The sequence below is a fragment of the Neptunomonas japonica JAMM 1380 genome, from assembly GCF_016592555.1.
GTDB lineage: Bacteria > Pseudomonadota > Gammaproteobacteria > Pseudomonadales > Balneatricaceae > Neptunomonas > Neptunomonas japonica_A.
Genome location: NZ_AP014546.1, coordinates 359,731 through 383,749, shown reverse-complemented (window position 1 = coordinate 383,749; position 24,019 = coordinate 359,731). Strand labels below are relative to the sequence as shown.

The window sequence follows — 24,019 nt, the reverse complement described above, 5'->3', positions numbered from 1 at the left end:
TTAACATCCCAGCGCCAACAGGGGATAATAGCCGGTTCGTTCTGGGCCGTTTAACTCTCGAGCTTTTACTTCCTAAAATATTCAAATCGAACTGGTATCTACAGGCAAATGAAACAGCATATTGCAGATCTGATCAGTGCAGCACTAAAAACACTGAGCGACAACGGCATTTTCGCCGCTGATGTCCAACCTTCTATCATGGTTGAAAACACACGCGATAAATCACATGGTGATTTTGCTTCAAATATCGCCCTAGCCTTAGCCAAACCAGCTCGACGCAACCCTCGTGAGTTAGCCCAACTGATTATTGATGCTCTACCAGCGTCTGAGAATTTGGATAAGACTGAAATTGCCGGACCTGGCTTTATCAACTTCTTTGTAACTCAAGAAACCACAACGGCTGTTATTGGCCAGATTATTGCCCAAAAAACCGAATTTGGTCGCGGCCTTGCCAGCAGCACTGAACGCACACAAGTGGAGTTTGTGTCAGCCAACCCAACGGGGCCGCTGCATGTAGGTCACGGCCGTGGCGCAGCATACGGCGCATCAGTTGCCGACCTGTTAGAAGCCGCTGGGGTTCCTGTTGAACGCGAATACTACGTCAATGACGCTGGCCGACAAATGAACATCTTGGCGACTAGCTTGTGGCTACGTTACCTAGAAAAGCTTGGCGCTACTGTTACTTTTCCAAGTAATGGTTATAAGGGCGACTATATTCATGACATAGCTTTATCCGTTATTGATGAGCATGCCGACCTATACAACCGCCCTCTTGATGAAGTTATGTGCAACATCCCAGCAGACGAACCTCAAGGCGGCAATAAAGAAACACACATTGATGCATTAATAGAAAGGGCCCAAGAACTTTTAACAGCCGATGGCTATGCCGTTTTCTTTAATGCAGCATTGGACTCAATCCTGTCAGATATTCGCGATGACTTGTCAGATTTTGGTGTCCAATACCAAAAATGGTTTTCAGAGCTTAGCTTAACAGCCAATGGCGATGTAGAAAGCGCACTCAACACTCTTCAGGAAAATGGTTACCTGTTTGAAGAAGAAGGAAACTTATGGTTTCGTTCAACAGCATTCGGTGACGACAAAGACCGTGTTGTTCGTCGCGCAAATGGCTTAACAACTTATTTTGCGTCAGATATTGCGTATCTAAAAAACAAGTTTGAACGCGGCTTTGATAAGGTGCTTTATATCTGGGGAGCAGACCACCATGGTTACATTGCTCGTATGAAAGCGGCTTGTCAGGCTTTAGGTTATGACCCAGAGCGATTATTAGTTCGCTTGGTCCAATTCGCTATACTTTACCGCGGTGAAGAACGTGTACAAATGTCTACGCGTTCTGGTTCATTCGTAACATTACGCGAGCTACGTGATGAAGTAGGTAAAGATGCGTGCCGTTTCTTCTATGTTACCCGTAAAGCGGACCAACATATGGATTTTGACCTAGAGCTAGCCAAAACACAGTCAAAAGATAACCCTATTTACTATATTCAGTATGCTCATGCGCGCGTTTGCTCGGTGCATCGCAAGCTAGCTGAAAACGAGTGGGTTTGGGATCAAGAGTCAGGCTTAGCAAACTTAGACAAGCTCGATACAGAACATGAAAAAGACTTGATTACTAGATTGTCTAAATATCCAGAAGTGCTTACTCATGCAGCGGTTAATTACGAGCCACACTTACTTGCCAATTACCTTCGAGAACTGGCGAATAACTTCCACTCGTACTATAACGCTAACAAAATGCTAATTGATGATGCAGAACTACGAAATGCTCGTATCACACTTAGCGAAGCAACCCGTCAGATCCTTAACAATGGCCTGACCCTGTTAGGTGTTAGCTCACCTGAACAGATGTAAATAAAGGACACCCATGGCTTCGCGTAAGGATTTTGTTCAGCGCTCACGAAAGCAGTCTCCTGCCAGCCCTAACCGGTCGGCAGCAGCAAAACCACGTGCAAAGGCAACACCTGCCCCTAAGCGCAAGCCATGGAAACTCGCTCTATTTAGCTTAGTCGCTCTTGCAGGTCTCGTTTTTTTATTGAACCAATTACTAAACGTTGATTCAATACAGGCCCCCCAAACAGCCACTACAAAAAAACAAGCGTCAGCTCCCGTTAAAAAACCAGCTCCTGCGGTAAAACGTACGGAGAAAAAAGCCGTTGCAGCCAAACCTACAGTAATAAAAAAACCTGCTTCAGGACCCAAAGTTGTAGAAAAATCCGTAGAAGCTAAAGCGGCACCAAAGCAGAATAAATATGAGTTTTATGAGCTGCTTCCAAAAGATGAAATCACACCAGCAGCAGTAAAAGAATACAAATCGACACCACGCAGCGCAAAACTTGATAAGACGTATGTACTTCAAGCAGGCTCATTTCGAAATGCAGCAGATGCTGAAAAAATGAGAGCGCAACTGCTACTCTCAGGCCTCAAAAATGTACACACAAACCCATCAAACGGTGCCAATGGCCTATGGTACCGAGTCAGGATAGGCCCTTTTGATAATCGCTCAGTCATGAATAAAGCCCATGACAAACTAGCCCGCCTAAATATTAATGCGATGACTATCCGAGTCGATTAAACATCATTTTACACCTCTCCCCTTGAAATTCTTCTGGGGAAATCCCATATCTGGAGTAACCCGAACCCAATAAGGTCAAGCTCCCATGACAACAATTGTTTCAGTACGCCGCGGTGATCAAGTCGTCGTCGGTGGCGATGGACAAGTATCTCTTGGCAACACTGTCATGAAAGGTACCGCTAAGAAAGTAAACCTTTTACCTAAACACAACGTTATTACCGGGTTTGCAGGCAGTACAGCCGACGCCATTACACTGCGAGATCTATTTGAACAGCAACTTGATAAACATCACGGCAATATCGTCAATGCCGTTATCCATCTTGCTAGAGAGTGGCGTAGTGACCGTGTTTTACGCCGCCTTGAAGCACTAATGCTCGTCGCCAACGATGAAAAAACTTACCTATTATCTGGTACTGGCGATGTAATCGAACCAGAAGATGGTGTTATCGCCATAGGTTCCGGTGGCAACTACGCCCTAGCTGCAGCTAAGGCATTGGTAGCTAATACTGATTTTTGCGCGAAAGAAGTTGTTGAGAAAAGCCTTAACATAGCGGCCGACATTTGTGTGTTTACCAACCACAATCTAACTATCGAAACTTTGCCAGCAAAAGACTAAAAGCATTTAGGAGCCCTAACATGTCTAACATGACACCCCGTGAAATTGTTCACGAATTAGACCGCCATATTATCGGCCAACAGGATGCTAAACGCTCAGTTGCTATTGCGCTACGTAATCGCTGGCGTCGAATGCAGCTACCTGAAGAGTTACGCGTTGAAGTCACACCAAAAAACATTCTGATGATCGGCCCTACAGGCGTCGGTAAAACAGAAATCGCTCGCCGCTTAGCCAAGCTCGCTAACGCTCCTTTTATTAAGATTGAAGCCACTAAGTTTACAGAAGTGGGTTACGTTGGCCGCGATGTTGAAACGATTGTACGTGATCTGATCGACATGGCTGTCAAAATGATTCGCGAGCAAGAAACAGAAAAAGTTCGTTTTCGTGCTGAAGATGCAGCCGAAGATCGCATTCTAGATGCCCTGCTTCCACAAGCAAGACCTACAGATAGCGACAACAACACTTCAGCAGATAGCAAGACCGACAACGCGACACGGCAGATTTTTCGCAAAAAACTACGTGAAGGCGAGCTAGATGACAAAGAGATCGACATTGATGTTGCTCAGTCAAAAGCCAATGTAGAGATCATGGCGCCTCCTGGCATGGAAGATATGACAAACCAGCTGCAAAGCATGTTCTCTAATATGGGCGCAGCCAATAAGCAAAGCAAGCGAATGCCTGTCAAAGAAGCAATGAAACTGCTTATTGAAGAAGAAGCCGCTAACTTGGTGAAAGAGGAAGACATTAAACAAAGCGCTGTCGAAATGGTCGAGCAAAACGGTATTGTTTTTCTTGATGAAATTGACAAAGTTTGCAAGCGCGCTAGTTCAGGATCGGGTGGCGGCGATGTATCACGCGAAGGTGTTCAACGTGATTTATTACCACTCATTGAAGGCTGTACCGTCAACACAAAATACGGCATGGTAAAAACTGACCATATCTTATTTATTGCCTCGGGTGCCTTCCACTTAGCAAAACCTTCAGATCTTATTCCTGAGTTGCAAGGTCGACTACCTATTCGTGTTGAGTTAAACGCGCTAACGCCTGATGATTTTCGTCGTATTTTGACAGAACCTACTGCGTCTTTAACAGCACAATACATTGCGCTACTGAAGACAGAAGGAGTAGATGTCACCTTCACTGATGAAGGCATTGCTCGCGTTGCAGAGCTCGCTTTTCAGGTTAACGAGAAAACCGAAAATATTGGTGCTCGCAGGCTTCATACGATGATGGAGCGTTTACTTGAAGAGCTCTCGTTTCATGCTTCAGATGATTCGGGCAAAATTATCACTATTGATGAAGAGTATGTAAATAAGCAGTTGAGTGAACTCAGCCAGGATGAGGATTTGAGTCACTACATACTCTAATTCTTACTTCTTTATAAGTGGGCTTGCGACAGCAGGCTCACTGCATACCTACCAAGAGACTTCCATGACTTCTACGTCGATCCCCTCAAACATAAAGTTGCATAAAAAATCTAAGACACTAGAACTTATTTATGAGCAAGATAGTTATGAGCTCAGTGCAGAATTTTTACGTGTTCACTCTCCCTCAGCAGAGGTTCGCGGTCACGGTATCGGTAACGGCACTCTGCAAACAGGTAAAAAATTCGTTGCTATTAAAGGGGTTGAAGCCACTGGAAACTATGCGCTAAAAATAATCTTTGATGATGGCCACGATAGTGGGTTATTCACTTGGGAATACTTACACGACCTAGCAGTACAGCACGACAAGTACTGGGATAAGTATTTACAAAGCCTTGCCGAGGCAGGCGAATCACGTGATCAGGGATTGATTGGCAAGTTCTAAACAGGACAAACGTTTACAGCGTAGGTACAATGCGTCAAACGCACCCGCCGAGCAAAAAGAATATGAGCGAACAGAACAAAAAATCCACCACAGACTTTGGCTTTCGTGAAGTACCTGTTGAAGACAAAGTCAAAAAAGTAGCTGACGTTTTCCACTCAGTCGCCGGCAAATATGATTTGATGAATGACCTCATGTCTGGAGGTGTCCATCGTCTTTGGAAAAAGCTAACGATCGAACAAAGCGGTGCTCGCCGTGGTAATAAAATTTTGGATATTGCGGGAGGCACGGGTGACCTTACCATGCGCTTTTCGCGAATCGTTGGTACCGAAGGCAAGGTAGTCCTTGCTGATATTAATGACTCTATGCTGAAAGTCGGTCGTGATCGGTTAATGGACCGCGGTGTTGCCGGCAACGTTGAATTTGTACAAGCCAATGCTGAGTGCCTACCATTCCCAGACAACACTTTCGATGTCATTACTATCGCTTTTGGCCTGCGTAACGTCACGGATAAAGATGCTGCCATTCGCTCAATGGCTCGCGTTTTAAAACCAGGTGGTAAAGTGATGATTCTGGAATTCTCAAAAACAGATAATCCAGCACTAACCAAAATGTACGACTTCTATTCTTTTAATATTTTGCCAAAAATAGGCCAGCTAATCGCGGGAGACTCTGAGAGCTATAAATACTTAGCCGAGTCAATTCGCATGCACCCTGACCAAGAAACATTAAAAAGCATGATGCAAGACGCAGGTTTGGCAAATTGTAAATTTCAAAATATGACGGGCGGTATCGTCGCCCTACATACGGGTATTAAACCGTAACGGAGAAAACACCGATGGCCGCTGACATACTTTACGCCGCAATACTCACTCCACTTGAGTCGGCCATCAATACAATACTGCAAAGCGATCCTATTACTTGTCAGGCACTACAGCGGCTAACAGGTAGAGTTATTCAGGTCGAAGCAACTGATCTTAACCAGTCTATCTATATCATCCCCTTTAACGCCGGCGTTCAGCTACAAGCACATATTGAAGGCACTGCAGACGTGACCTTAAGCGGTTTATCTAGCCGCCTTATACAGCTACTCACCAGTGAAAATAAAGCAGAGCATTTTTTTGGTAACGGCATTAGCGTGATAGGCGAGACGTCTTTAGCTAACCAGTTTCAGAGCTTACTCGCTAACACACGTATCGATTGGGAAGCACTACTAGCAAACGGTATTGGCGACCTACCCGCCCACCAGCTTAGCGAGCTAACCAAGAGCCAGTTAAGTCATTTTCAGCGTATCAGCCATAGCTTTAGTGAAAATATTCACGAGTACATTCAAGAAGAAGCACAGCTACTCCCAACACGCCCTGAGGCCTGTGCATTTATGGAAGACGTAGATCAACTAAAAGAGCGCACAGAACGCCTTGCAGCCCGAATCAACGCCTTACAGAAGAAACTATAAGTAGTGCTACTTAAAATGGTTTCACGACTACAAAAATCAAAATCGGAATAAAGATCAGCAAAGGTAATTCGTTAAATAAGCGAAAGTAGCGACCGCTTCGATCCAGCAAATCTGCCTGCATCTTCTTCAAATATTGTCGGCACCAAAAGTGGTAACCTATTAATAGGCCGACAAACATCAATTTAGCGTGCAACCAGCCACCCGAAAAACCGTAACCTAGCCACAACCATAGACCTAAACCTAGGGTAAACACGGCCATAATACTCATAAAACCATAGAGCTTACGCCCCATAATTTTTAAGCGCTCTACATCCTGTCCTGCTTCTTGCCCTTCTACAAAATGTACAAATATTCGTGGTAAATAAAAGATACCTGCCATCCAGCTCGTCATAGCGAGAATGTGGAACATTTTTATCCAGAGCATGTTGTTTCCTTAAAGTATTCTATATTTCTATTAAAACAGCTGATACAAAGCACCTTCTTTACGTACACGAGATGCGGCGTTTTGAATCAATCCTTTTTTATCTAAATCAGATAAAATAGCAGGACCGATTCGTTTTATTTTTTTACGATTAGAGCCCGGATTCATGCGTGGGTCATATAGTATTCTCAACAGAATATCGTCGAGCCCTGTGAGCAAAAAGCTAGCGGTTTTATCATTAAAGATAGAAGGGTAAACGGCATCAGAATCACGCGGCAAGCCCAGTACTTGGGTCAACTCTTCAACAATGCAGGCTAACAATTTTGCATGGCGTCGTGCTCTGTCCACAGGTATATAGATAACACCCGCAACAATTTCATCAGCGCTGTTCGTTCGAATACTCGCCAAACAGACTGCCCCACGTTCATGCTTAACCGATTTAGCACCTGAATATTTGCGTATCAACGGAATTAACTTGCTTTCACGTGTAAAAAACAACTGTACATTTGCTTGTTTGGCGCTCTTAACTCGCGTGATGTCTAGACCCGTGATCGCTACGAGATGCTCAATATGGGCATCTAGCAATTTTTCATGCAGTGCTGTATCACCAACCTGGTGCGTAACATAAACTTTAACGGGCTTAGTCCATTTACGTACGACTTGCTTTCCTTGACCAAACTCACTGCCCAAAGCGACTTCAGTAAAACTATGCATGATATATTCAGGTTTTTGCCAGCGCTCTTGAGCGATAGCCATATTTCCCACCAGCACTAAACCTATGAACACCAGCAGGAAGCGACTCATTATTTAACCATCACAGAGGTGTGTACGGATAACAAGCCAGATAATTCAGCAATAATGCTATCTCCCTGCTGAATAGGCCCTACTCCCGCAGGTGTGCCGGTCATGACAACATCACCGGGTTCCAACGTAAAAAACTGACTAATATAGCTAATTAACGGGAGTATCTTATTTAACATATAAGCACTATTGCCATCTTGCTTTACTTCGCCATTGACGACCAGACGCATTTTAACATCTTGTAAATCATCTACTTGGTCCGGTGTTACAAATGCTGACAGTGGGCATGCACCATCAAAAGATTTAGCTTTTTCCCAAGGATGGCCTTTAGCTTTAAGCCCATCTTGTAAGTCACGTAGCGTCAAGTCCAAGCCGACACCAATACCGACAATGGCAGCCTTCACCAAGGCGTCATCAGCCTTACATAGCGTTGTACCAATCAGCACTGACATTTCCGTTTCAAAATGTACACTGCCTAATGCTGTAGGAATCTCAAAGGGACTCTCTAATTCCGAGGCAGCGGTGGCAGGCTTTATAAACAGCATCGGCTCGCTAGGGATTGGGTTATTCAGCTCTTTTGCATGCTCGGCATAGTTTCTACCGACGCAAACAATCTTTCCCAGTGTTAGCTCACACGCCTGTCCATTCAAAAAACGATGTTGGTACGCCATATTTCATCCCTTATGATTTGGTTCGTCGATAATAACAGGTATCCTATACCGACAAGATTAATCTAATTATAACGCTACCTAGAAATTATATGAGGTTTTACCCATGGCCAAAGCAAGCGCACGTCATATTCTCGTTGATACTGAAGCTCAATGCGAAACACTAAAACAGCAAATTGAAGCAGGTACAGACTTTGCTGAAGTGGCTAAACAGCACTCTTCTTGTCCTTCTGGCCGTCAAGGTGGAGACCTAGGCTCATTTGGCCCTGGCCAGATGGTTCGTGAATTTGATGAAGTGGTTTTCAGCGGTGAATTGAATAAGGTACACGGCCCAGTAAAAACACAGTTTGGTTACCACCTGCTAGAAATCACTAGCCGCTCGTAGTCATTATCATGAGAAGAGCTGTCACAACAGCTCTTCTCACGTTAAGACAGCTCCCTCACTGCTGCGCATAATCAAACTTAGACCGTCTAGGCTTAGTTTTCTTTGGCGCAGGCGGTGGTTGGTGTGAAGCTATTGTGCAATTCCGACCTGCTTTTTTCGCAGTATATAGGGCTTTATCCGCCGCTTTAAGTACAATATCAGGGTTTGCATGAGAAGCGTCTTTCTCTGAGACGCCTACGCTAATCGTAACCTGCACATTTTCAGATCCTTTCTGACTAGAACGTAGCTTCTTACCGGTATCACTATCACAAGGACGCTCTTCACTACGAATAGTCATAGGGTAATTGGCTATAATTTCACGTACTTCTTCAAGATATGGCAGCGCTTCAGATTCGGACTTTCCTGCAAAAACAACAGCAAACTCTTCTCCACCATAACGAAAAGCCTTACCGCCCCCTTTTACATTATTAATTTTTGCCGCCACCATCCGTAATACTTGGTCTCCAATATCATGACCGTAAGTATCATTAAACTTTTTGAAATGATCTATATCCATCATGGCAACGGTATAGGTGCGCCCCAGTGTCGAAAACTTATCGCGTAACGCACGGCGCCCAAGAATTCCTGTTAGTTCATCAACAAACGCCATGTTGTAGCTGTTCTGCAGCACTGAGATAGACAGCGCAATGAGGGCAGCAGATATGAATAATGGCGATATCAAAGGGCGGTCAAACCAGAGTAGTGTAATTAATGCTGAGATAAGGGAAGCTAACAAACCTGCATCAGTGTGGGTTTTTCGAATAGCCAAAGAGACCAATACTGGAATTAAACACACCACGAAAACAACAGCTGCGGCATTGCTTAAGTAAGTACTATTAATAGCCATCTCTATCAAGCTCACAGGCAGCTCTGAAATCCAGTAAGCTAACTCGCCCAGCTCCTTCAAAACAAATAATACTATGTAGCCAATACTCACCAGCATGATTCTAGCAAGCCCTATTGGCGTGAAGATGCCGCGCTCTTCGTAAATAGAGATCAATGCGATATTAATAGGTAGCAATAACGAAACAGCACTATAAAGCACATAGTTATCGGGCCTTGCCAAACTTGTTTGGAGACCATTTTGAATTAAAAAATAAGCAGCCCCCAAATTTAGTGCCACTAATAATACCCGGCTACGCTTAAAGCTATAGCCAAGAAACACGGCGACAATCACTAGCAGGTAAGGCACAAGCGTAAAAGTATTTTGATCAGCAACAGGTAACGTTGAAACGGGAGCTAACGATATAAGTGCCCCAATCAACAACAGCGTCGCGGGTAACAACAAAACTAATATTCTAAACGCCACACAATAATCCTTTCTCTTAACCCTTACGTCTCCATTAGTGTAGTCAAGCAATGAATAATAGGCATAAAAATACCCTCTAACTCGATGATTTAAACGTACATATATCGAGATACCGCTTTTAATAAGGAGATGTCCGAATGCTGCGAGCAACAAGATTTAATTAGGCTTATAGTAACTTCATGAATATGCAGCATGAACATTTGTATCAAGCGATGGTTTCTCATGATGATCGCTTCGATGGGCACTTTTATATCGGCGTTTCTAGTACCGGTGTCTACTGTCGCCCCATTTGCCGAGTGCGCACACCAAAACGTGAAAACTGCACGTTTTATACGACGCCAGCCCAAGCAGAAACGGCGGGCTTTAGACCTTGTCTAAAATGTCGTCCCGAACTCTCACCACAAACGTTAGACAATACATTCCAAAAAGACACAATTATCTCTTCTATTATTCAATTAGAAGACCAAGGAGAGATCGATTTTAGTATTTCGGCTTTGGCAAAAAAGCTCAATATTACTGAGCGCCATTTACGTAGAATTACTCTAGAGCAACTGGGCACAACACCCAGTAACTTCATTCTTACCAGAAGGCTGCTTCGAGCAAAAAAACTACTCACTGAGACACCACTTTCAATTGCTCATATTGCACTTATCAGTGGTTTTGGCAGCTTACGCTCATTTAACACCCACTTTAAAAGCCGTTACCGCTTAACGCCATCTGCACTACGCAAACCACCAAGCACACAAAATCGCGCTGCCGATAACAGCCCTGAAATAACCATTCAACTACTGTTACAATACCGCCCACCCTACGACTGGCTACAATTAATTGATTTTTTGCAACACCGAAGCATTCAAGGCGTAGAACATATTGAAGGCCAGTCTTATATTCGAACAGTAAGCCTATCGGTCAAAGGCGAGTCATATAATGGCTGGTTACAAATACAACCCCATAAGAACAAAGACAACACTCTCACTGTTGAGTTATCAGAATCGCTTGCCGCTATCATTCCTATTTTATTAAGAAAACTAGAGCATCAGTTCGACCTGCATGCAGAGCCCTCTCTAATATCTAATCAGCTGAATTTTCTCGCAAGAAACAACCCTGGGATTCGACTTCCCGGTAGTTTTGATGGCTTTGAAATGTCCGTCAGAGCAATACTCGGTCAACAAATTACAGTAAAAGCTGCTCACACGTTAGCCAAGCGTTTTGCTCAAGCTTTTGGAAAACCGATTAAGACACCCTTAACAAGCCTCACAACGCTGTTTCCAAGTCCACAGCGAGTCGCAGGGTTAAGTATTGATCAAATTGCTTCCCTTGGTATTATCAGCAAACGCGCTCAGACTATTATTTCTCTGGCGCAAAGCATCTGCAAAGATGAAATATCACTACAACCCACCGCACATCCAGAGCAAACGATAGCAGCATTAGAAAAGCTTGCGGGTATTGGTCCTTGGACGGCACATTATATTGCCATGCGCGCACTGCACTGGCCAGACGCCTTCCCTCATACTGATTTAGGCGTGATGAAAGCATTAAAAGAAAAACGTCCCAAACAGACGTTGCTACTCGCTGAGAAGTGGCGCCCTTGGCGTGCTTACGCCGTCATGCATTTATGGGAATCTTTAAAACAAGAAAAATAAACCGATCCAGAACTCAGCAGCGTGCTGCCAAAAAACAACGCTTACCTAGGAGTTAAAAGCATGATTACCTACTGCACATGGACAAGCCCCTTCGGTGAGATGTTAGCAACCGCAGAAAAACAGCAACTTACTGGCTGTTATAAAATAGGACAAAAATACCAGCCTGAGATTAGCGCACAATGGAACGAAGCCTCTGATGAGGCTATCTTTGTTCAACTTAAACAGCAGTTGGAACGCTTTGCAGTAAACGCCAATATTCCATTCGACTTAGCTTTACAGCCGAAGGGAACCGCATTTCAACAAAGCGTATGGCAAGCCTTGCTACAAATTCCTGCCGGCCAAACACGCTACTACCAACAACTGGCCAACAGCTTAGGACAGCCAAAATCGACGAGAGCAGTCGCCGCTGCGATAGGAAAAAACCCTCTCATTATTATCATTCCCTGCCATCGCGTCGTTGGAAAAAACGGAAACCTAACCGGGTTTGCAGGAGGCCTTGATATGAAGCGTTACCTATTAGATTTGGAAGCGGCCTCAAACGGCAAGCTCTAGTGTCTTGTGATAGCTTATTTTATACAAAGCCACCGCCGTTAATAATGTTGCTGTAAGTACTAAGATTGAACCGAGCACCACACCTGACCAACCGCTCCACTGCCAAAACGGTTGAAGGTAAAAACCTCCCGTGCTTGCGCCTAGATAGTAAAACAGTAGATACAGAGACGAGGCACTGGCTTTAGCCTCACGAGCATGATGACTAACCCAGCTACTAGCGGTCGAATGCGCAAAGAAAAACCCAAAGGCACTCACTAAAAAACCCAAAATTATTGCCCAAATACTAGGCACCAAGGTCACAAGAGAACCACACATTAAAAGCACTATGCCAATAATCATACAAACAGGCTGCGGCACCCACTGCGCTATACGCCCAGATAAAGCAGACCCTACGGTACCACTCAAATAGGTCAGAAATAGCAGTCCTAACCACGAAGGCGGCAAATTGTACGGAGCATCAGACAACAAAAAAGTAATAAAGCTGTACTGATTAATAAAAATAAAGAAATTAAGTCCACCAATTAAATAAGCTAACAACAATAACGGGTTCTTTATGTGAGCTAGTGACTGCTCCAGCATGCTGTGCGGCTTTAGACTCTTAGCAATAAAATAATTTGAAGCGGGCAATAGCACCGCAAACAAAGCCAACAGGATAAAGCTGATAAGTGTCATAACCCAAAATACCTCAGACCACCCTAACCACTCACCGACGAACCCTCCGATTAAACGTCCGCCGATACCTCCGATCGAATTACCGCTGATATAGAAGCCTACCGCTAAAATCATTGCTTTATGCTTAAACTCATCACTCATGTAGGCTATAGCAATAGCAGGCAAACCTCCTAAAAACACCCCCTGCAAGCCGCGAAATAACAGTAGCATTGAATAGCTCTGCGTTTGTGATAGAAGATAAGTCATCAATACCACACCAGCCATACTGGCCAACATAATATTTTTTCGTCCCAACGCGTCAGATAAGGGCCCATAAACTAATAAAGAAAACCCTAGAGTCAGCGTCGTGATGGTGAAGCTCCAACTTGCCTCAAGCTCAGACAATTGAAAACTCTCCATCAGTAACGGCAGAAGCGGCTGAGTCACATAAACATTGGCAAAAATCATAAATGATCCAAGACAAAGCGCTATCGTGGCTCGCCAAAACGAAGCTGTTCCTGCATCAATCACTATTTACTCCCAGCCCTAGAAGGACAATATCTAACACGGCACAAAAACTAATTACTGAATAACAATACGCAACACTTGAAAATCAGTAAAATATATAGATTTTATATAACTGATAAATAATATTGATATGAATAACAAACAGCTGCACTATTTTACCGAAGTCGCCAATCAACAAAGCTTTTCTAAAGCCGCTGAAGTTTTACATGTGGCTCAACCCGCTATCAGTATGTCTATCCAAAAATTAGAACAAGAACTCGATCTCAAACTTTTTCATCGAAGTGACCGAAAAATAAGGCTTACCGACGAAGGTAAGCGCTTACTGATTCACGCTAAAACCATTTTGAAAAACTTTGCCGATGCCGAGTTAGAAATGCACGAACTAAAAGGGCTCACACAAGGGTGTGTACGTGTAGGGATTCCCAGCATGCTGGGATCCTACTACTTCCCACCTATTCTGATGGCTTTTAAACATCGCCATCCAAACCTCAATCTTGAAGTGATCGAGGCAGGCACTTGGCAACTACAACAAATGGTTGAACATGGTGAGTTAGATTTAGGAGTGATCGTCTCTGAATTTGTACCTGAGACACTACATACCGAACTATTCTTACAAGAACAGATGCTTGTCACTGTGGATAAAGATCACACTTTTGCAACGCAACAATCTGTCACTTACGAAGACTTTTTTTCTGAAGAGCTGGTCATGTTTAAAGAAGATTACTTTCATCGTAAAGTTGTCGACCGGCTTGCAAAACAGGTAGGCGCACAACCCAATATAGGCTTTGAAACCAACCTCATTCCATTAATAAAATCAATTGTTAAACAAGGCTTTGGCATATCGACTTTGCTAGGCATGGTGATTGAAGAAGATGACAACCTGGTCGCACTGCCATTTCATCACCCCGTTTGGTTAGACCTTTCAATTGCTTGGAGTAAAGATCGCTATCTATCAAAAGCCAATCAAGCATTTGTTGGCTTCGTGCTAGATTATCAAAGTAGCCAAAAGGCCAATCAAGCTCTATGATGCAGCGCTTTGACAATTGTAAGGAGAACCTTATGCTGAACGTAAATGAATATTTCGATGGAAACGTAAAATCGATCGGTTTTGAAAACAGTGAAGGTCAAGTATCGACGGGAGTGATGGCTCCTGGAGAATATGAGTTTGGCACCAGCCAGAAAGAGTTGATGAAAGTAGTAAGCGGCGAACTAATTGCTAAATTACCCGGCTCTGCTGATTATGTTAGTTACCCTGCCGGTACGGAATTTAATGTCGATGCTAATCAAAAATTCCAACTAAAAGTTACACAAGCGAGTGCCTACCTTTGCTTCTATAGCTAACCCTGTTAGCTTTCGCTGCGTAGGTTTTGTGCCTGTGCAGCAAATTGGCTCAACTCATAATGAATATATTTCCTTAAATTCACTCTTTGGATGCAATCCCTTTCATCTGTCTGTGTGGTAATATAGCCGGCTTTCACGCAGTCGAGACAATCGACATTTTTTCTGACCACTACAAAAGAGTTGCAGAAGATGAGCAAAGTTACATCCCTGGATAAGAGCAAAATCAAAATTCTGTTGTTGGAAGGCGTACATCAGTCCGCTATCGACACGCTTAATTCACAAGGCTACACCAACATTGAATTTCACACCGGCTCCTTACCGGAAGAGGAATTATTAGAGCGTGTAGCGGATGTTCACTTTATCGGACTGCGCTCGCGCACGCAGCTCACTGAAAAAGTATTTGAAGCCGCATCAAAGCTAGTCGCAGTAGGCTGCTTCTGTATTGGTACTAACCAAGTAAACCTTGAAGCGGCAACGCGCCAAGGGGTTGCAGTATTTAATGCGCCATACTCTAACACTCGCTCAGTTGCTGAGTTGGTGCTGGCTGAAGCGATCATCTTGCTTCGCGGCGTGGCAGAAAAAAGCGCTAAAGCTCACCGCGGTATTTGGCAAAAATCTGCTGTTAACTCTTACGAAATTCGTGGCAAAAAACTCGGTATCGTAGGTTATGGCAGTATTGGTTCTCAGCTGAGTGTTTTAGCAGAAAGCCTAGGCATGGAAGTTTACTTCCATGACGTTGTAAATAAACTGGCCTTAGGGAACGCGAAACAAACAGCAGACCTAAACGAGCTGTTACGTACGTGTGACATTATTACTTTACATGTGCCTGAGACTGCATCGACTAAAGATATGATGGCTGCAGCACAGTTTGAGCAGATGAAAAACGGCTCAATCTTCATCAATGCGGCGCGCGGTACGACTGTGGTCATTGATGATTTATGCGACGCACTAAGCGCCGGAAAACTACATGGAGCGGCTATTGATGTGTTCCCTGTAGAGCCTCGCTCAAACAATGATGAATTTATTTCTCCATTGCGCGAATTTGATAATGTCATCCTGACACCTCACGTCGGTGGCTCTACGATGGAAGCACAGGAAAACATCGGTTACGAAGTCGCTGAAAAGCTTGTTAAGTACAGTGATAACGGCTCTTCTATTACTTCTGTTAACTTCCCTGAAGTAGCACTACCAGAGCACCCAAATGTTCACCGCTTATTGCACGTTCACCGCAATGTGCCGGGCGTACTATCTAACATCAACAGCATTCTTTCTGAGAACAACATCAACATCTCTGGTCAGTACCTACAAACCAACGATAAAGTTGGCTACGTAGTTATTGATGTTGATGCTGATTGCTCAGTTGTCGCACTACAAAAGCTGCTTGAGATTGAAGGGACTATTCGCTGCCGTCGTTTGTTCTAAACATCAAACATCGCGCGATGATCATTTAAATAAAAACAGCTTCTTTTGAAGCTGTTTTTTATAGCACCCCTTAATTATGTTCTTTATTGTCATAAACGCATTAATACTTCACTGATTTTATCAAACACTTGCTGCCGCCACGGCAACCCTTCATTCGCCAAATGGTGTCGTCCGTCCTCAACTAGCTCCACGTCTATATCAGGAAATAATCGTTGCAATACAGCTAGATTATGCTGCCAATCGACAGTGCCATCATCCGTTCCTTGTATCAGGGTTATCGCTATTGATTGAGGCTCGCTGCTTTCTATTAAATCGACCCATTCCAACATAGCGCCAACCCAATTAACCGCCACCCACTGCTTCTGCAAAGGGTCTTGAGAACGAATAAAACGCAGGAAATCCTCACTATGAGAGTTTTTAGAATGAAAACGCCTGATACGCTTTAAGAGAAAACGCAATACAGCGTACTTCCAATAAATAGCATGATACTGAACAGGTCTAATAAGCGGGGCTAGTAAAATTCGCTGTGTTATCGGATCTATTGCCTGCTTACTCGCAAATAACTTTTGATGTGCAAGAACAATAGCCCCGCCGGTACTTTGCCCGACCATGACACAAGGCTTGTCAAATACACTTTGCTGTAAAATACCCTCTAGTTGCTCTGCGTAACGTGAAAAATGATCAATCGCATAACTATCACCGTTAGAGAGACCATGGCCAGGCAGGTCATAACAAAGTACATTCCAACCCTGCCCTAACATCTCACTTATTAACTGACTATATAAGCCAACATGATCCATATAACCATGAACTAAAATGACGGTGCCACGACTCGCAGTAGCTTGCATATAATGCTGTACCACTAACTCATATGCTTCACACGACACAACACCTAAGCGTAGCCGATACTGTTCCAGCAATGGCGCGAGCTTGTACATTTTCAGATAAGGTATCCACAATTCACTCGACTGAAATGCCTCAGCGTGCTGAAAGTCTGATAATGATTGACGAAGCGCTACAACATCTAAGTCTTGCGTACTGCTACTCTTGTACAATGGCACTATTTCCAAAATAATAAGTCTGTATAACTATTGTTTATAATCCATCATCAATGTCTTATCAATTTTCTGAGGCTGTATGACCACTTTTATTAGTCGTTGGATATTTCTCTGCTTTGCCCTCTGTATAAGCTTTCTCGTCTTTGCCTCTAATCAAGAGTCAGCCACTCTGTACCAACAAAAACTAGAACAGCTCCCCATTGATGAAAACAACCCCGTAATTCAGCTGCAAAAAGAAACGTACCAACAGATTCTCTCAGCTTACCAAGAAGCAGTTCAACTAGAGCAGACATCTCTTCAGCTTAGAGCAATGCTTGAAAGACAGCCTAATGCCATTAAAAGCTTACAAAAAACACTTCAAGAAAAAGCCAATGACAGTCAGCTTAAGTCTCTCGCTGAAAAAACGGTACCTGAGCTAGAGCAGCTACTCACACTTGAGAAGGCCTCTTTTCTTGAGTTTGAAAAGAGCCGGGAACACCTGCAACAACAAATTAATCAAAGTGATCAAAAACTAATATTTTTACGTGAACAGTTAGTACAGCTTAAGCAAGCAGCCGTTAACCATGACAGCCAAGATAATAACGAGTGGAATGACGCGCAATTTTCCCTAAGGGCGGCAAAGAATCAAGCCCTAGAACTAGAAGTTCTAAGCTTACCAGGGCAAAACGACCTCAATCGTTTGAGTCTGGAAAAGATCAACAGAGATTTAAAACACAGTCAGAATGTCATCAATACTTTACAAGATACGCTGCAGTCCAAGCGCCGTATTGAAACAGAGCAGACATTACAAACATTAGGCATTGATAAAGAAAATACTGCCCAGCACCCAATCATTAGTGAGCAAATAGTTGAAAACCATGCATTGAGTGAAAAGTTAAGATCAACACTTGCCTCTAATGAAACAACATTAAAGCGGCGCCGTTTATTAGATTCACAATTAACCATGGTCAGCCAAAGCTACCTAGCAGTCCAACAGCAGTTAGAGCTCAGTACTCAGCCATTAGGTGTTGAACTACGAAAATACACACGGCGCTTATCGCAACCAACATCCACAAACAAAACACGCGAGAGCATCAATAAATTACGCCTGCTTAACTTAGAGGTAACGCGCGCCCTCTTTAATATTGACTCACAAGAAGATACTCAAACACTTCCCTTAAACAAAAAAGAGAGCGCTCAATTACACCAACTACTTAAAGATAAACGCAATCTCTCTACTCGTATCAGAGAAGCCAGTAATCAGGGCATTAATGAGCTGTCACAACTACTTTCAATCCAAGAGCAAGTTAACAAACAGATAAATTTAGGACGAGAGCTAATATCACAACACCTTCTTTGGATACCCAGTATTCTTCCCATATCCAATAACTGGCTAATGGAGATTGCTCAGGGAGTTAATCCTTTCTTTGAATTAATAACCCCTATTCCGAATACCTCTTTATGGCAGCCTATCAAGCATTGGGCCCCTAAAATTGTTCTGTTAGTACTACTTTCTTTACTCTCTGTGCTCATCTATCGGCATTATAATAAACATTCCGAAATATGGATTCAGCAAGTAGGCAATGTTGTTCGTGACCGTTTTAGTCACACTTTTAGCTTATTCTGGATGCCTCTTATCATCACATTACCAATACCTGCAGCCTTATTGCTCTTAACGCGTAATATGCTAAATATTGATGCTTGGAACCTTGAATCATTCCACCTTATTGGCTATACCGTAGCGGCTTTATCTTGGGCTTACCTGACACTGCAAACATGGGCACGCAAACCAAGCGGGCTACTTCAAGGGCACTTTTCTGTTCCGCAAAAGCTCTGCAACACTCTCCACAAGCTGATACACCCGCTTTACTGGTTGGGCATGCCCTTAATTGTTTTACTAATGCTCATCGATCAATCAGGCTCTAATGAACTCAGATCCGGCATTGGCCGCTTAGTTTTCCTGTCTATAGCCATCCTAGTCACTATTTTTTGGGCAGCGCTTCGTAAAGTATCCCCACAAATTGACCAAACAACCAACAGCACGCACTGGTGGCAACGCTCACAATTATGGCTCACCGGGTTAGTAGGTGTTCACTTAGCCATTATTGGCGCGGCGTTGTTTGGCTATGTATTCACTGGCTCGATAATAATGCTGATATTACTGGTACTTACGGGTATTTTTTATGCCACCTTCCTCTTTTTCAAGCTGGGTAACCGTTGGTTGTTAATTGAAGAAAGACATTTAGCATTTGATAGAGCTAAAGCTCGTCGTAATGAAATTTTAGAAGCTCGCGAGAAAAATGAAGAAGTCCCTCCCTTAGAGGAGAACTATATCGACCTACAATCCATCTCTGATCAAGCGCGTACGTTACTTAAAACGATGACAATAATCGTATTTGTTGCCCTGCTGTGGTCTCTCCTGAAAAGTGCCCTACCTACATTAGATATCCTCGATAATGTGGTGCTATGGAGCAACGAGATTACAACGGCAACCGGGATCATTCCTGAGTCGATTACCTTAAAAAACGTCCTATTCAGCGTTGCTCTCATTACCTTGTGCATACTGGCAGCCTACAACTTGCCGGGGCTACTAGAACTGTTGGTATTGCGCCACTTAGACCTATCCCCTGGGACTACTTATGCTGTAACAACCATTACTAAATACATTTTAATAGTTGTTAGCATATTAACAGGGACCTCTCAGCTAGGGCTCGACTGGTCTAAGTTACAATGGTTAATTGCAGCCATGGGGGTTGGGCTAGGGTTCGGTTTGCAAGAGATCGTTGCCAACTTCGTTTCAGGCCTTATTATTCTTTTTGAAAAGCCAATCCGTATTGGCGACACCATCACCATTGGCGGCTTTACCGGTACTGTTACACGCATTCAAATTCGAGCAACCACTATCGCCGACTGGGATCGTAAAGAAGTTATCATTCCTAATAAAAACTTTGTCACCGACCAACTTATAAACTGGTCTCTTACCGACCCTATTACACGCATTGTTATCAATGTTGGTGTTGCTTATGGCTCAGATACAAAACTTGCGCATAAGCTTTTGTTAGATGCAGCCACCCAACACCCTCAGGTTCTTAAAGACCCTGAGCCTAACGCATATTTCACTGCCTTTGGTGCCAGCACACTCGATTTAGAGTTGAGACTGTTTGTAAGCACCATGGCAGATAGGCTCCCGGTCACACATGAAATAAACCAAGTAATTGATGAAAGCTTTAAAAAGCACAATATAGAAATTGCTTTCCCTCAGCTGGATGTTCACTTACATAGAAGCAAGAAGACTTGATAGCCCAGCGCTTCACATAATAAGTATTTTAACTTATCTTATGAGCCATCAATTTCTTCTAAATAAAAACAATAACTGACGGATAATGTTAATGAGCACAGATAATAAAAAACTGATTTATAGCTGTGAAATAGCAGTTCGTTGGGGCGATATGGACGCTTATGGTCACGTCAACAACGCTATGTACATACGTTACCTTGAAGAAGCACGAGTGCAACTGCTCGCTAAAATGGGCGCTGCAATGGATGGCAACGGCATCGACCCGGTTGTTATTAATGTAGGTTGCACTTTTATGCGTCCCGTCGTTTATCCAGCTACATTACGCATCGATTGCTATGTCAGTGAGCCAGGACGCTCTAGTTTTATGACGCTCTATGATATTTACAACACCAATGATAGCAGCCAAGCTGTCGGCAATGGCTATGCTAAAGTTGTCTGGATGGACCATCACAGCGGAAAATCTGTTCCCTTACCCACTGCAATACGTGCTCAGATCGATAACTAATTCTTGTGGCTAGTAATCTCATACTTTAGGCGTGCTAGGGGCGACAAACCAGCTATTTTTGATGTATTTTTGCATTGCACAATTATTGTCTAAATATTGTGCATATTTTATAACGACCGGTCATGGTTGCCTCGCACCGAACCGGGTCATATACAATGAGGCATTACTACTATGAGTCAAAGGGTACAGACTGGCAGCCTACAGGTTGCTGAAGGTCTTTATAATTTTATTAACAACGAAGCGCTACCTGGCACCGGCATCAGCAATGATCAGTTTTGGTCTGCTATGGACGCTGTCATTCATGATCTAGCGCCGCGTAACCGAGAGCTACTGGCAAAGCGTGATGATTTTCAAACGCAAATCGACCAATGGCATATAAACCGTAAAGGTCAGCCTTTTAACTTTAGCGAATACAAAACATTCCTAAAAACTATTGGTTACCTCGTTCCTGAAGGCGCTGACTTTAGCGCCCAAACCAGCAATGTTGATCCAGAAATGGCCACCATGGCTGGCCCGCAGCTGGTAGTCCCGGTCATGAATGCGCGTTTTGCATTGAATGCGGCTAACGCTCGCTGGGGTAGCCTTTATGACAGCTTGTACGGCACAGACGCTATTTCTGATGAAGGCGGAGCTGAAGCGGGTAGCAGCTACAATCCAGCTCGTGGTGCTAAAACAATCGCATATGCTCGTGCTGTGCTTGATAAAGCCGCACCTCTAGCAAATGGATCACACAAAGATTCTGCAGGCTATAGCATACAAAACGGCCAGCTCGTCACTGTATTACGTGACGGCTCAGAAGCTTCATTAGCACAACCAGAAAAGCTAATAGGTTATTTAGGTGATCCCGGCTCGCCTACGAGCATATTACTTAAAAACAACGGTCTGCACCTTGAAGTCCAAATTGACCGTAACAGCCAAATAGGTAAAGACGACGCTGCTGGCATCAAAGATATCGTTATGGAATCAGCACTCACTGCCATTATGGACTGTGAAGACTCGGTTGCCGCGGTTGATAGCGAAGATAAAGTTGTTATCTATCGCAATTGGCTAGGCCTAATGAAAGGAGACCTGACAGAAGAGGTCTCTAAAGGTGGTAAAACCTTCACTCGATCTATGAACGCTGATCGCGAATACACTTCGCTCAATGGCGACTCAATCGCACTCAAAGGCCGTAGCCTCATGTTTGTGCGAAATGTTGGTCATCTAATGACTAACAGCGCCATTATCGATAAAGATGGCAACGAAGTACCTGAAGGGATTCTCGATGCGATGGTTACCTCGCTTATCTCGGTACACGATGTCAAAGAACTCGGTAAGTATAGAAATACCACAACAGGTTCGATGTATATCGTAAAACCTAAGATGCACGGCCCTGAAGAAGTTGCCTTCTCAAACGAACTCTTTGGCCGCGTAGAAGATGCACTAGGCCTAGCTCGTTATACTCTGAAAATGGGTATCATGGATGAAGAACGCCGTACTACGGTTAACTTAAAAGAGTGCATTCGTGCGGCAAAAGAACGCGTAGTGTTCATCAACACAGGCTTCCTTGACCGTACCGGAGACGAAATCCATACTTCAATGGAAGCAGGCCCAATGGTCCGTAAAGGCGAAATGAAATCGTCTAAGTGGATCAGTGCATACGAAGATTGGAATGTTGATAACGGTCTACTGTGTGGCCTAAGCGGTCGTGCTCAGATTGGTAAAGGCATGTGGGCTATTCCTGATCAAATGGCGAACATGTTACAGGCTAAAATAGGCCATCCGATGTCTGGCGCAAACACTGCATGGGTTCCATCACCAACGGCTGCGACCTTACACGCAATACACTATCACGAGGTTGATGTTTTCGCTCGCCAAATGGAGTTGAAGAACCGTACTCGTGCCAACCTAGATGATATTTTGACTATCCCCGTTGAAGCAAACCCAAACTGGTCTGCAGAAGAAATTCAGCAAGAACTAGACAACAATGCACAAGGGCTACTTGGCTATGTTGTTCGTTGGGTTGATCAAGGCGTAGGGTGCTCAAAAGTGCCAGATATTAACAATGTTGGCCTAATGGAAGATCGCGCTACATTACGTATTTCTAGCCAGCACATAGCTAACTGGTTGCATCACGGTATTTGTTCTAAGGAGCAAGTATTGGAAACGTTAAAACGCATGGCCACTATTGTAGATGGGCAAAATGCTAGCGATCCTACTTATGATGCGATGGCCGCTGATTTTGATAACAGCATCGCCTTTGCAGCAGCGTGTGAATTGGTATTCGAAGGTTGTGCTCAACCCAGCGGATACACAGAGCCTGTGTTGCATCGCCGTCGTTTAGAAATAAAAGCAAAACTGAACGCATAATTATATTCAGTTACAAAAAGCCACTTCTGAGTTACTTATTTCTAGTAACTGGAAGTGGCTTTTTACATATGAAAGCGCAGTCCATTTCTTGTCTTAGCCCGTCTTTAATAAGTAGCCTTCTCGCTTGTATCCACTCGCGCGCTATTACAATCAATGCGTTGGGGAACTGCCGGTAATCAAAATAAGGCGAACATAAAACATCATCTTTCACCCATAAGCGCTGCAGTGGATCTAAGGGCATAAACTCACCCATATCAAACCCCATTCTTTCCCAACAAGATTTACCTGACACGATATGTACTTGAGCATTTTCTTGGCGCTGGCCAGTGAAGCAGATTGCTTCATTTTTTGTTAGCAAGCATCTATCTCGGTATCCTCTCCAGTTATCATCAGGAGCTGTCAGCTTGGCAAAAATCGTAAATATTTTACGCCAATGATTGCCATTTAAGTCCACCAACACTGGAATAGAGATAGGTCCATTAACTCTCATCTCTTTTGGAAACGTCGGAGTGTTTTCAATATACAGTACTACATCTGAACGTTGTGCCCCTAGCAAGCGCTCAATAGATGCTTTTTCATGGCTAGTATCTAGATTCATACTC

23 protein-coding genes are annotated in these 24,019 nt (G+C 43.7%); 16 read left to right on the top strand and 7 right to left on the bottom strand.

All coding sequences use genetic code 11. The annotated features are described in order from the left end of the window. The first annotated feature begins 108 nt into the window (after positions 1–108). From argS to NEJAP_RS01745, 7 genes are all read left to right on the top strand, one after another. On the top strand, positions 109–1,869 hold the full coding sequence (gene argS / locus NEJAP_RS01775; protein ID WP_201349022.1) for an arginine--tRNA ligase: 1,761 nt from the start codon (positions 109–111) through the stop codon (positions 1,867–1,869). A 13-nt stretch (positions 1,870–1,882) separates the two neighbouring features. Further along, the gene (locus NEJAP_RS01770) at positions 1,883–2,590 is read left to right on the top strand and encodes an SPOR domain-containing protein (RefSeq protein WP_201349021.1); all 708 of its coding nucleotides are present in this window, start codon (positions 1,883–1,885) and stop codon (positions 2,588–2,590) included. A gap of 85 nt (positions 2,591–2,675) precedes the next feature. Further along, positions 2,676–3,206, top strand: a complete 531-nt coding sequence (gene hslV, locus NEJAP_RS01765; protein ID WP_028467886.1) for an ATP-dependent protease subunit HslV — start codon at positions 2,676–2,678, stop codon at positions 3,204–3,206. A 20-nt stretch (positions 3,207–3,226) separates the two neighbouring features. Further along, entirely contained in the window at positions 3,227–4,573 is a 1,347-nt protein-coding gene (gene hslU / locus NEJAP_RS01760; protein ID WP_201349020.1) for an ATP-dependent protease ATPase subunit HslU, read from the top strand. Positions 4,574–4,637: 64 nt separating this feature from the next. Further along, positions 4,638–5,015: a gamma-butyrobetaine hydroxylase-like domain-containing protein gene (locus NEJAP_RS01755; protein ID WP_201349019.1), complete on the top strand. Its 378-nt coding sequence runs from the start codon at positions 4,638–4,640 to the stop codon at positions 5,013–5,015. 62 nt (positions 5,016–5,077) lie between these two features. Continuing rightward, positions 5,078–5,836 carry a bifunctional demethylmenaquinone methyltransferase/2-methoxy-6-polyprenyl-1,4-benzoquinol methylase UbiE gene (gene ubiE, locus NEJAP_RS01750; RefSeq protein WP_201349018.1) on the top strand — a complete coding sequence of 253 codons (759 nt, stop codon included), beginning with the start codon at positions 5,078–5,080 and terminating at the stop codon, positions 5,834–5,836. 14 nt (positions 5,837–5,850) lie between these two features. Beyond that, positions 5,851–6,468: a ubiquinone biosynthesis accessory factor UbiJ gene (locus NEJAP_RS01745; protein ID WP_201349017.1), complete on the top strand. Its 618-nt coding sequence runs from the start codon at positions 5,851–5,853 to the stop codon at positions 6,466–6,468. 10 nt (positions 6,469–6,478) lie between these two features. Here the strand turns inward: NEJAP_RS01745 and NEJAP_RS01740 are convergent, their stop codons facing one another. Genes NEJAP_RS01740 through NEJAP_RS01730 form a run of 3 tightly spaced genes read right to left on the bottom strand, consistent with a single transcriptional unit; the run spans position 6,479 to position 8,361 of the window. After that, positions 6,479–6,892, bottom strand: a complete 414-nt coding sequence (locus tag NEJAP_RS01740; protein ID WP_201349016.1) for a CopD family protein — start codon at positions 6,890–6,892, stop codon at positions 6,479–6,481. 30 nt (positions 6,893–6,922) lie between these two features. Further along, complete coding sequence (locus tag NEJAP_RS01735) at positions 6,923–7,693, bottom strand: DUF2927 domain-containing protein (protein ID WP_201349015.1); 771 nt, start codon at positions 7,691–7,693, stop codon at positions 6,923–6,925. Beyond that, the gene (locus tag NEJAP_RS01730; protein WP_201349014.1) at positions 7,693–8,361 is read right to left on the bottom strand and encodes a fumarylacetoacetate hydrolase family protein; all 669 of its coding nucleotides are present in this window, start codon (positions 8,359–8,361) and stop codon (positions 7,693–7,695) included. The genes NEJAP_RS01735 and NEJAP_RS01730 overlap by 1 nt, the downstream gene beginning before the upstream one ends. Positions 8,362–8,464: 103 nt before the next feature. On the opposite strand from NEJAP_RS01730, the gene NEJAP_RS01725 reads away from it, so the two are divergent. After that, entirely contained in the window at positions 8,465–8,743 is a 279-nt protein-coding gene (locus NEJAP_RS01725) for a peptidylprolyl isomerase (RefSeq protein ID WP_028467878.1), read from the top strand. Between the two features lie 55 nt (positions 8,744–8,798). On the opposite strand, the gene NEJAP_RS01720 is transcribed toward NEJAP_RS01725, so the two are convergent. Next, positions 8,799–10,091 carry a sensor domain-containing diguanylate cyclase gene (locus tag NEJAP_RS01720; RefSeq protein ID WP_201349013.1) on the bottom strand — a complete coding sequence of 431 codons (1,293 nt, stop codon included), beginning with the start codon at positions 10,089–10,091 and terminating at the stop codon, positions 8,799–8,801. Positions 10,092–10,270: 179 nt separating this feature from the next. On the opposite strand from NEJAP_RS01720, the gene NEJAP_RS01715 reads away from it, so the two are divergent. Together NEJAP_RS01715 and NEJAP_RS01710 are read left to right on the top strand one after the other, a co-directional pair. Beyond that, a complete protein-coding gene (locus NEJAP_RS01715) occupies positions 10,271–11,734 on the top strand; it encodes a DNA-3-methyladenine glycosylase 2 family protein (protein ID WP_201349012.1) in 1,464 nt (487 codons plus the stop codon). A 60-nt stretch (positions 11,735–11,794) separates the two neighbouring features. Beyond that, positions 11,795–12,286, top strand: coding sequence for a methylated-DNA--[protein]-cysteine S-methyltransferase (locus NEJAP_RS01710; protein WP_201349011.1), 492 nt, complete (start codon positions 11,795–11,797; stop codon positions 12,284–12,286). Here the strand turns inward: NEJAP_RS01710 and NEJAP_RS01705 are convergent. Next, positions 12,269–13,468 carry an MFS transporter gene (locus tag NEJAP_RS01705; protein WP_201349010.1) on the bottom strand — a complete coding sequence of 400 codons (1,200 nt, stop codon included), beginning with the start codon at positions 13,466–13,468 and terminating at the stop codon, positions 12,269–12,271. The two genes, NEJAP_RS01710 and NEJAP_RS01705, sit on opposite strands and share 18 nt — an antisense overlap. Positions 13,469–13,595: 127 nt before the next feature. Here NEJAP_RS01705 and NEJAP_RS01700 point away from each other — a divergent pair, with 127 nt between their 5' ends. From NEJAP_RS01700 to serA, 3 genes are all read left to right on the top strand, one after another. Continuing rightward, positions 13,596–14,492 carry a LysR family transcriptional regulator gene (locus NEJAP_RS01700; RefSeq protein ID WP_201349009.1) on the top strand — a complete coding sequence of 299 codons (897 nt, stop codon included), beginning with the start codon at positions 13,596–13,598 and terminating at the stop codon, positions 14,490–14,492. Positions 14,493–14,524: 32 nt separating this feature from the next. Continuing rightward, the gene (locus NEJAP_RS01695) at positions 14,525–14,806 is read left to right on the top strand and encodes a pyrimidine/purine nucleoside phosphorylase (RefSeq protein WP_201349008.1); all 282 of its coding nucleotides are present in this window, start codon (positions 14,525–14,527) and stop codon (positions 14,804–14,806) included. A 189-nt stretch (positions 14,807–14,995) separates the two neighbouring features. Next, entirely contained in the window at positions 14,996–16,228 is a 1,233-nt protein-coding gene (serA, locus tag NEJAP_RS01690) for a phosphoglycerate dehydrogenase (RefSeq protein WP_201349007.1), read from the top strand. 89 nt (positions 16,229–16,317) lie between these two features. On the opposite strand, the gene NEJAP_RS01685 is transcribed toward serA, so the two are convergent. Beyond that, the gene (locus NEJAP_RS01685; RefSeq protein WP_236591028.1) at positions 16,318–17,283 is read right to left on the bottom strand and encodes an alpha/beta hydrolase; all 966 of its coding nucleotides are present in this window, start codon (positions 17,281–17,283) and stop codon (positions 16,318–16,320) included. Positions 17,284–17,365: 82 nt separating this feature from the next. Between NEJAP_RS01685 and NEJAP_RS01680 the strand changes: the two genes are divergently transcribed. From NEJAP_RS01680 to NEJAP_RS01670, 3 genes are all read left to right on the top strand, one after another. Beyond that, positions 17,366–20,563 (top strand): mechanosensitive ion channel domain-containing protein, encoded by a 3,198-nt coding sequence (locus NEJAP_RS01680; RefSeq protein ID WP_201349005.1) that lies wholly within the window; start codon positions 17,366–17,368, stop codon positions 20,561–20,563. A gap of 91 nt (positions 20,564–20,654) precedes the next feature. Further along, complete coding sequence (locus NEJAP_RS01675; RefSeq protein ID WP_201349004.1) at positions 20,655–21,068, top strand: acyl-CoA thioesterase; 414 nt, start codon at positions 20,655–20,657, stop codon at positions 21,066–21,068. Positions 21,069–21,239: 171 nt separating this feature from the next. After that, positions 21,240–23,417: a malate synthase G gene (locus NEJAP_RS01670; protein WP_201349003.1), complete on the top strand. Its 2,178-nt coding sequence runs from the start codon at positions 21,240–21,242 to the stop codon at positions 23,415–23,417. Between the two features lie 31 nt (positions 23,418–23,448). Here the strand turns inward: NEJAP_RS01670 and NEJAP_RS01665 are convergent, their stop codons facing one another. Further along, a complete protein-coding gene (locus tag NEJAP_RS01665; protein ID WP_201349002.1) occupies positions 23,449–24,015 on the bottom strand; it encodes a DUF6942 family protein in 567 nt (188 codons plus the stop codon). Between the last annotated feature and the right edge of the window lie 4 nt (positions 24,016–24,019).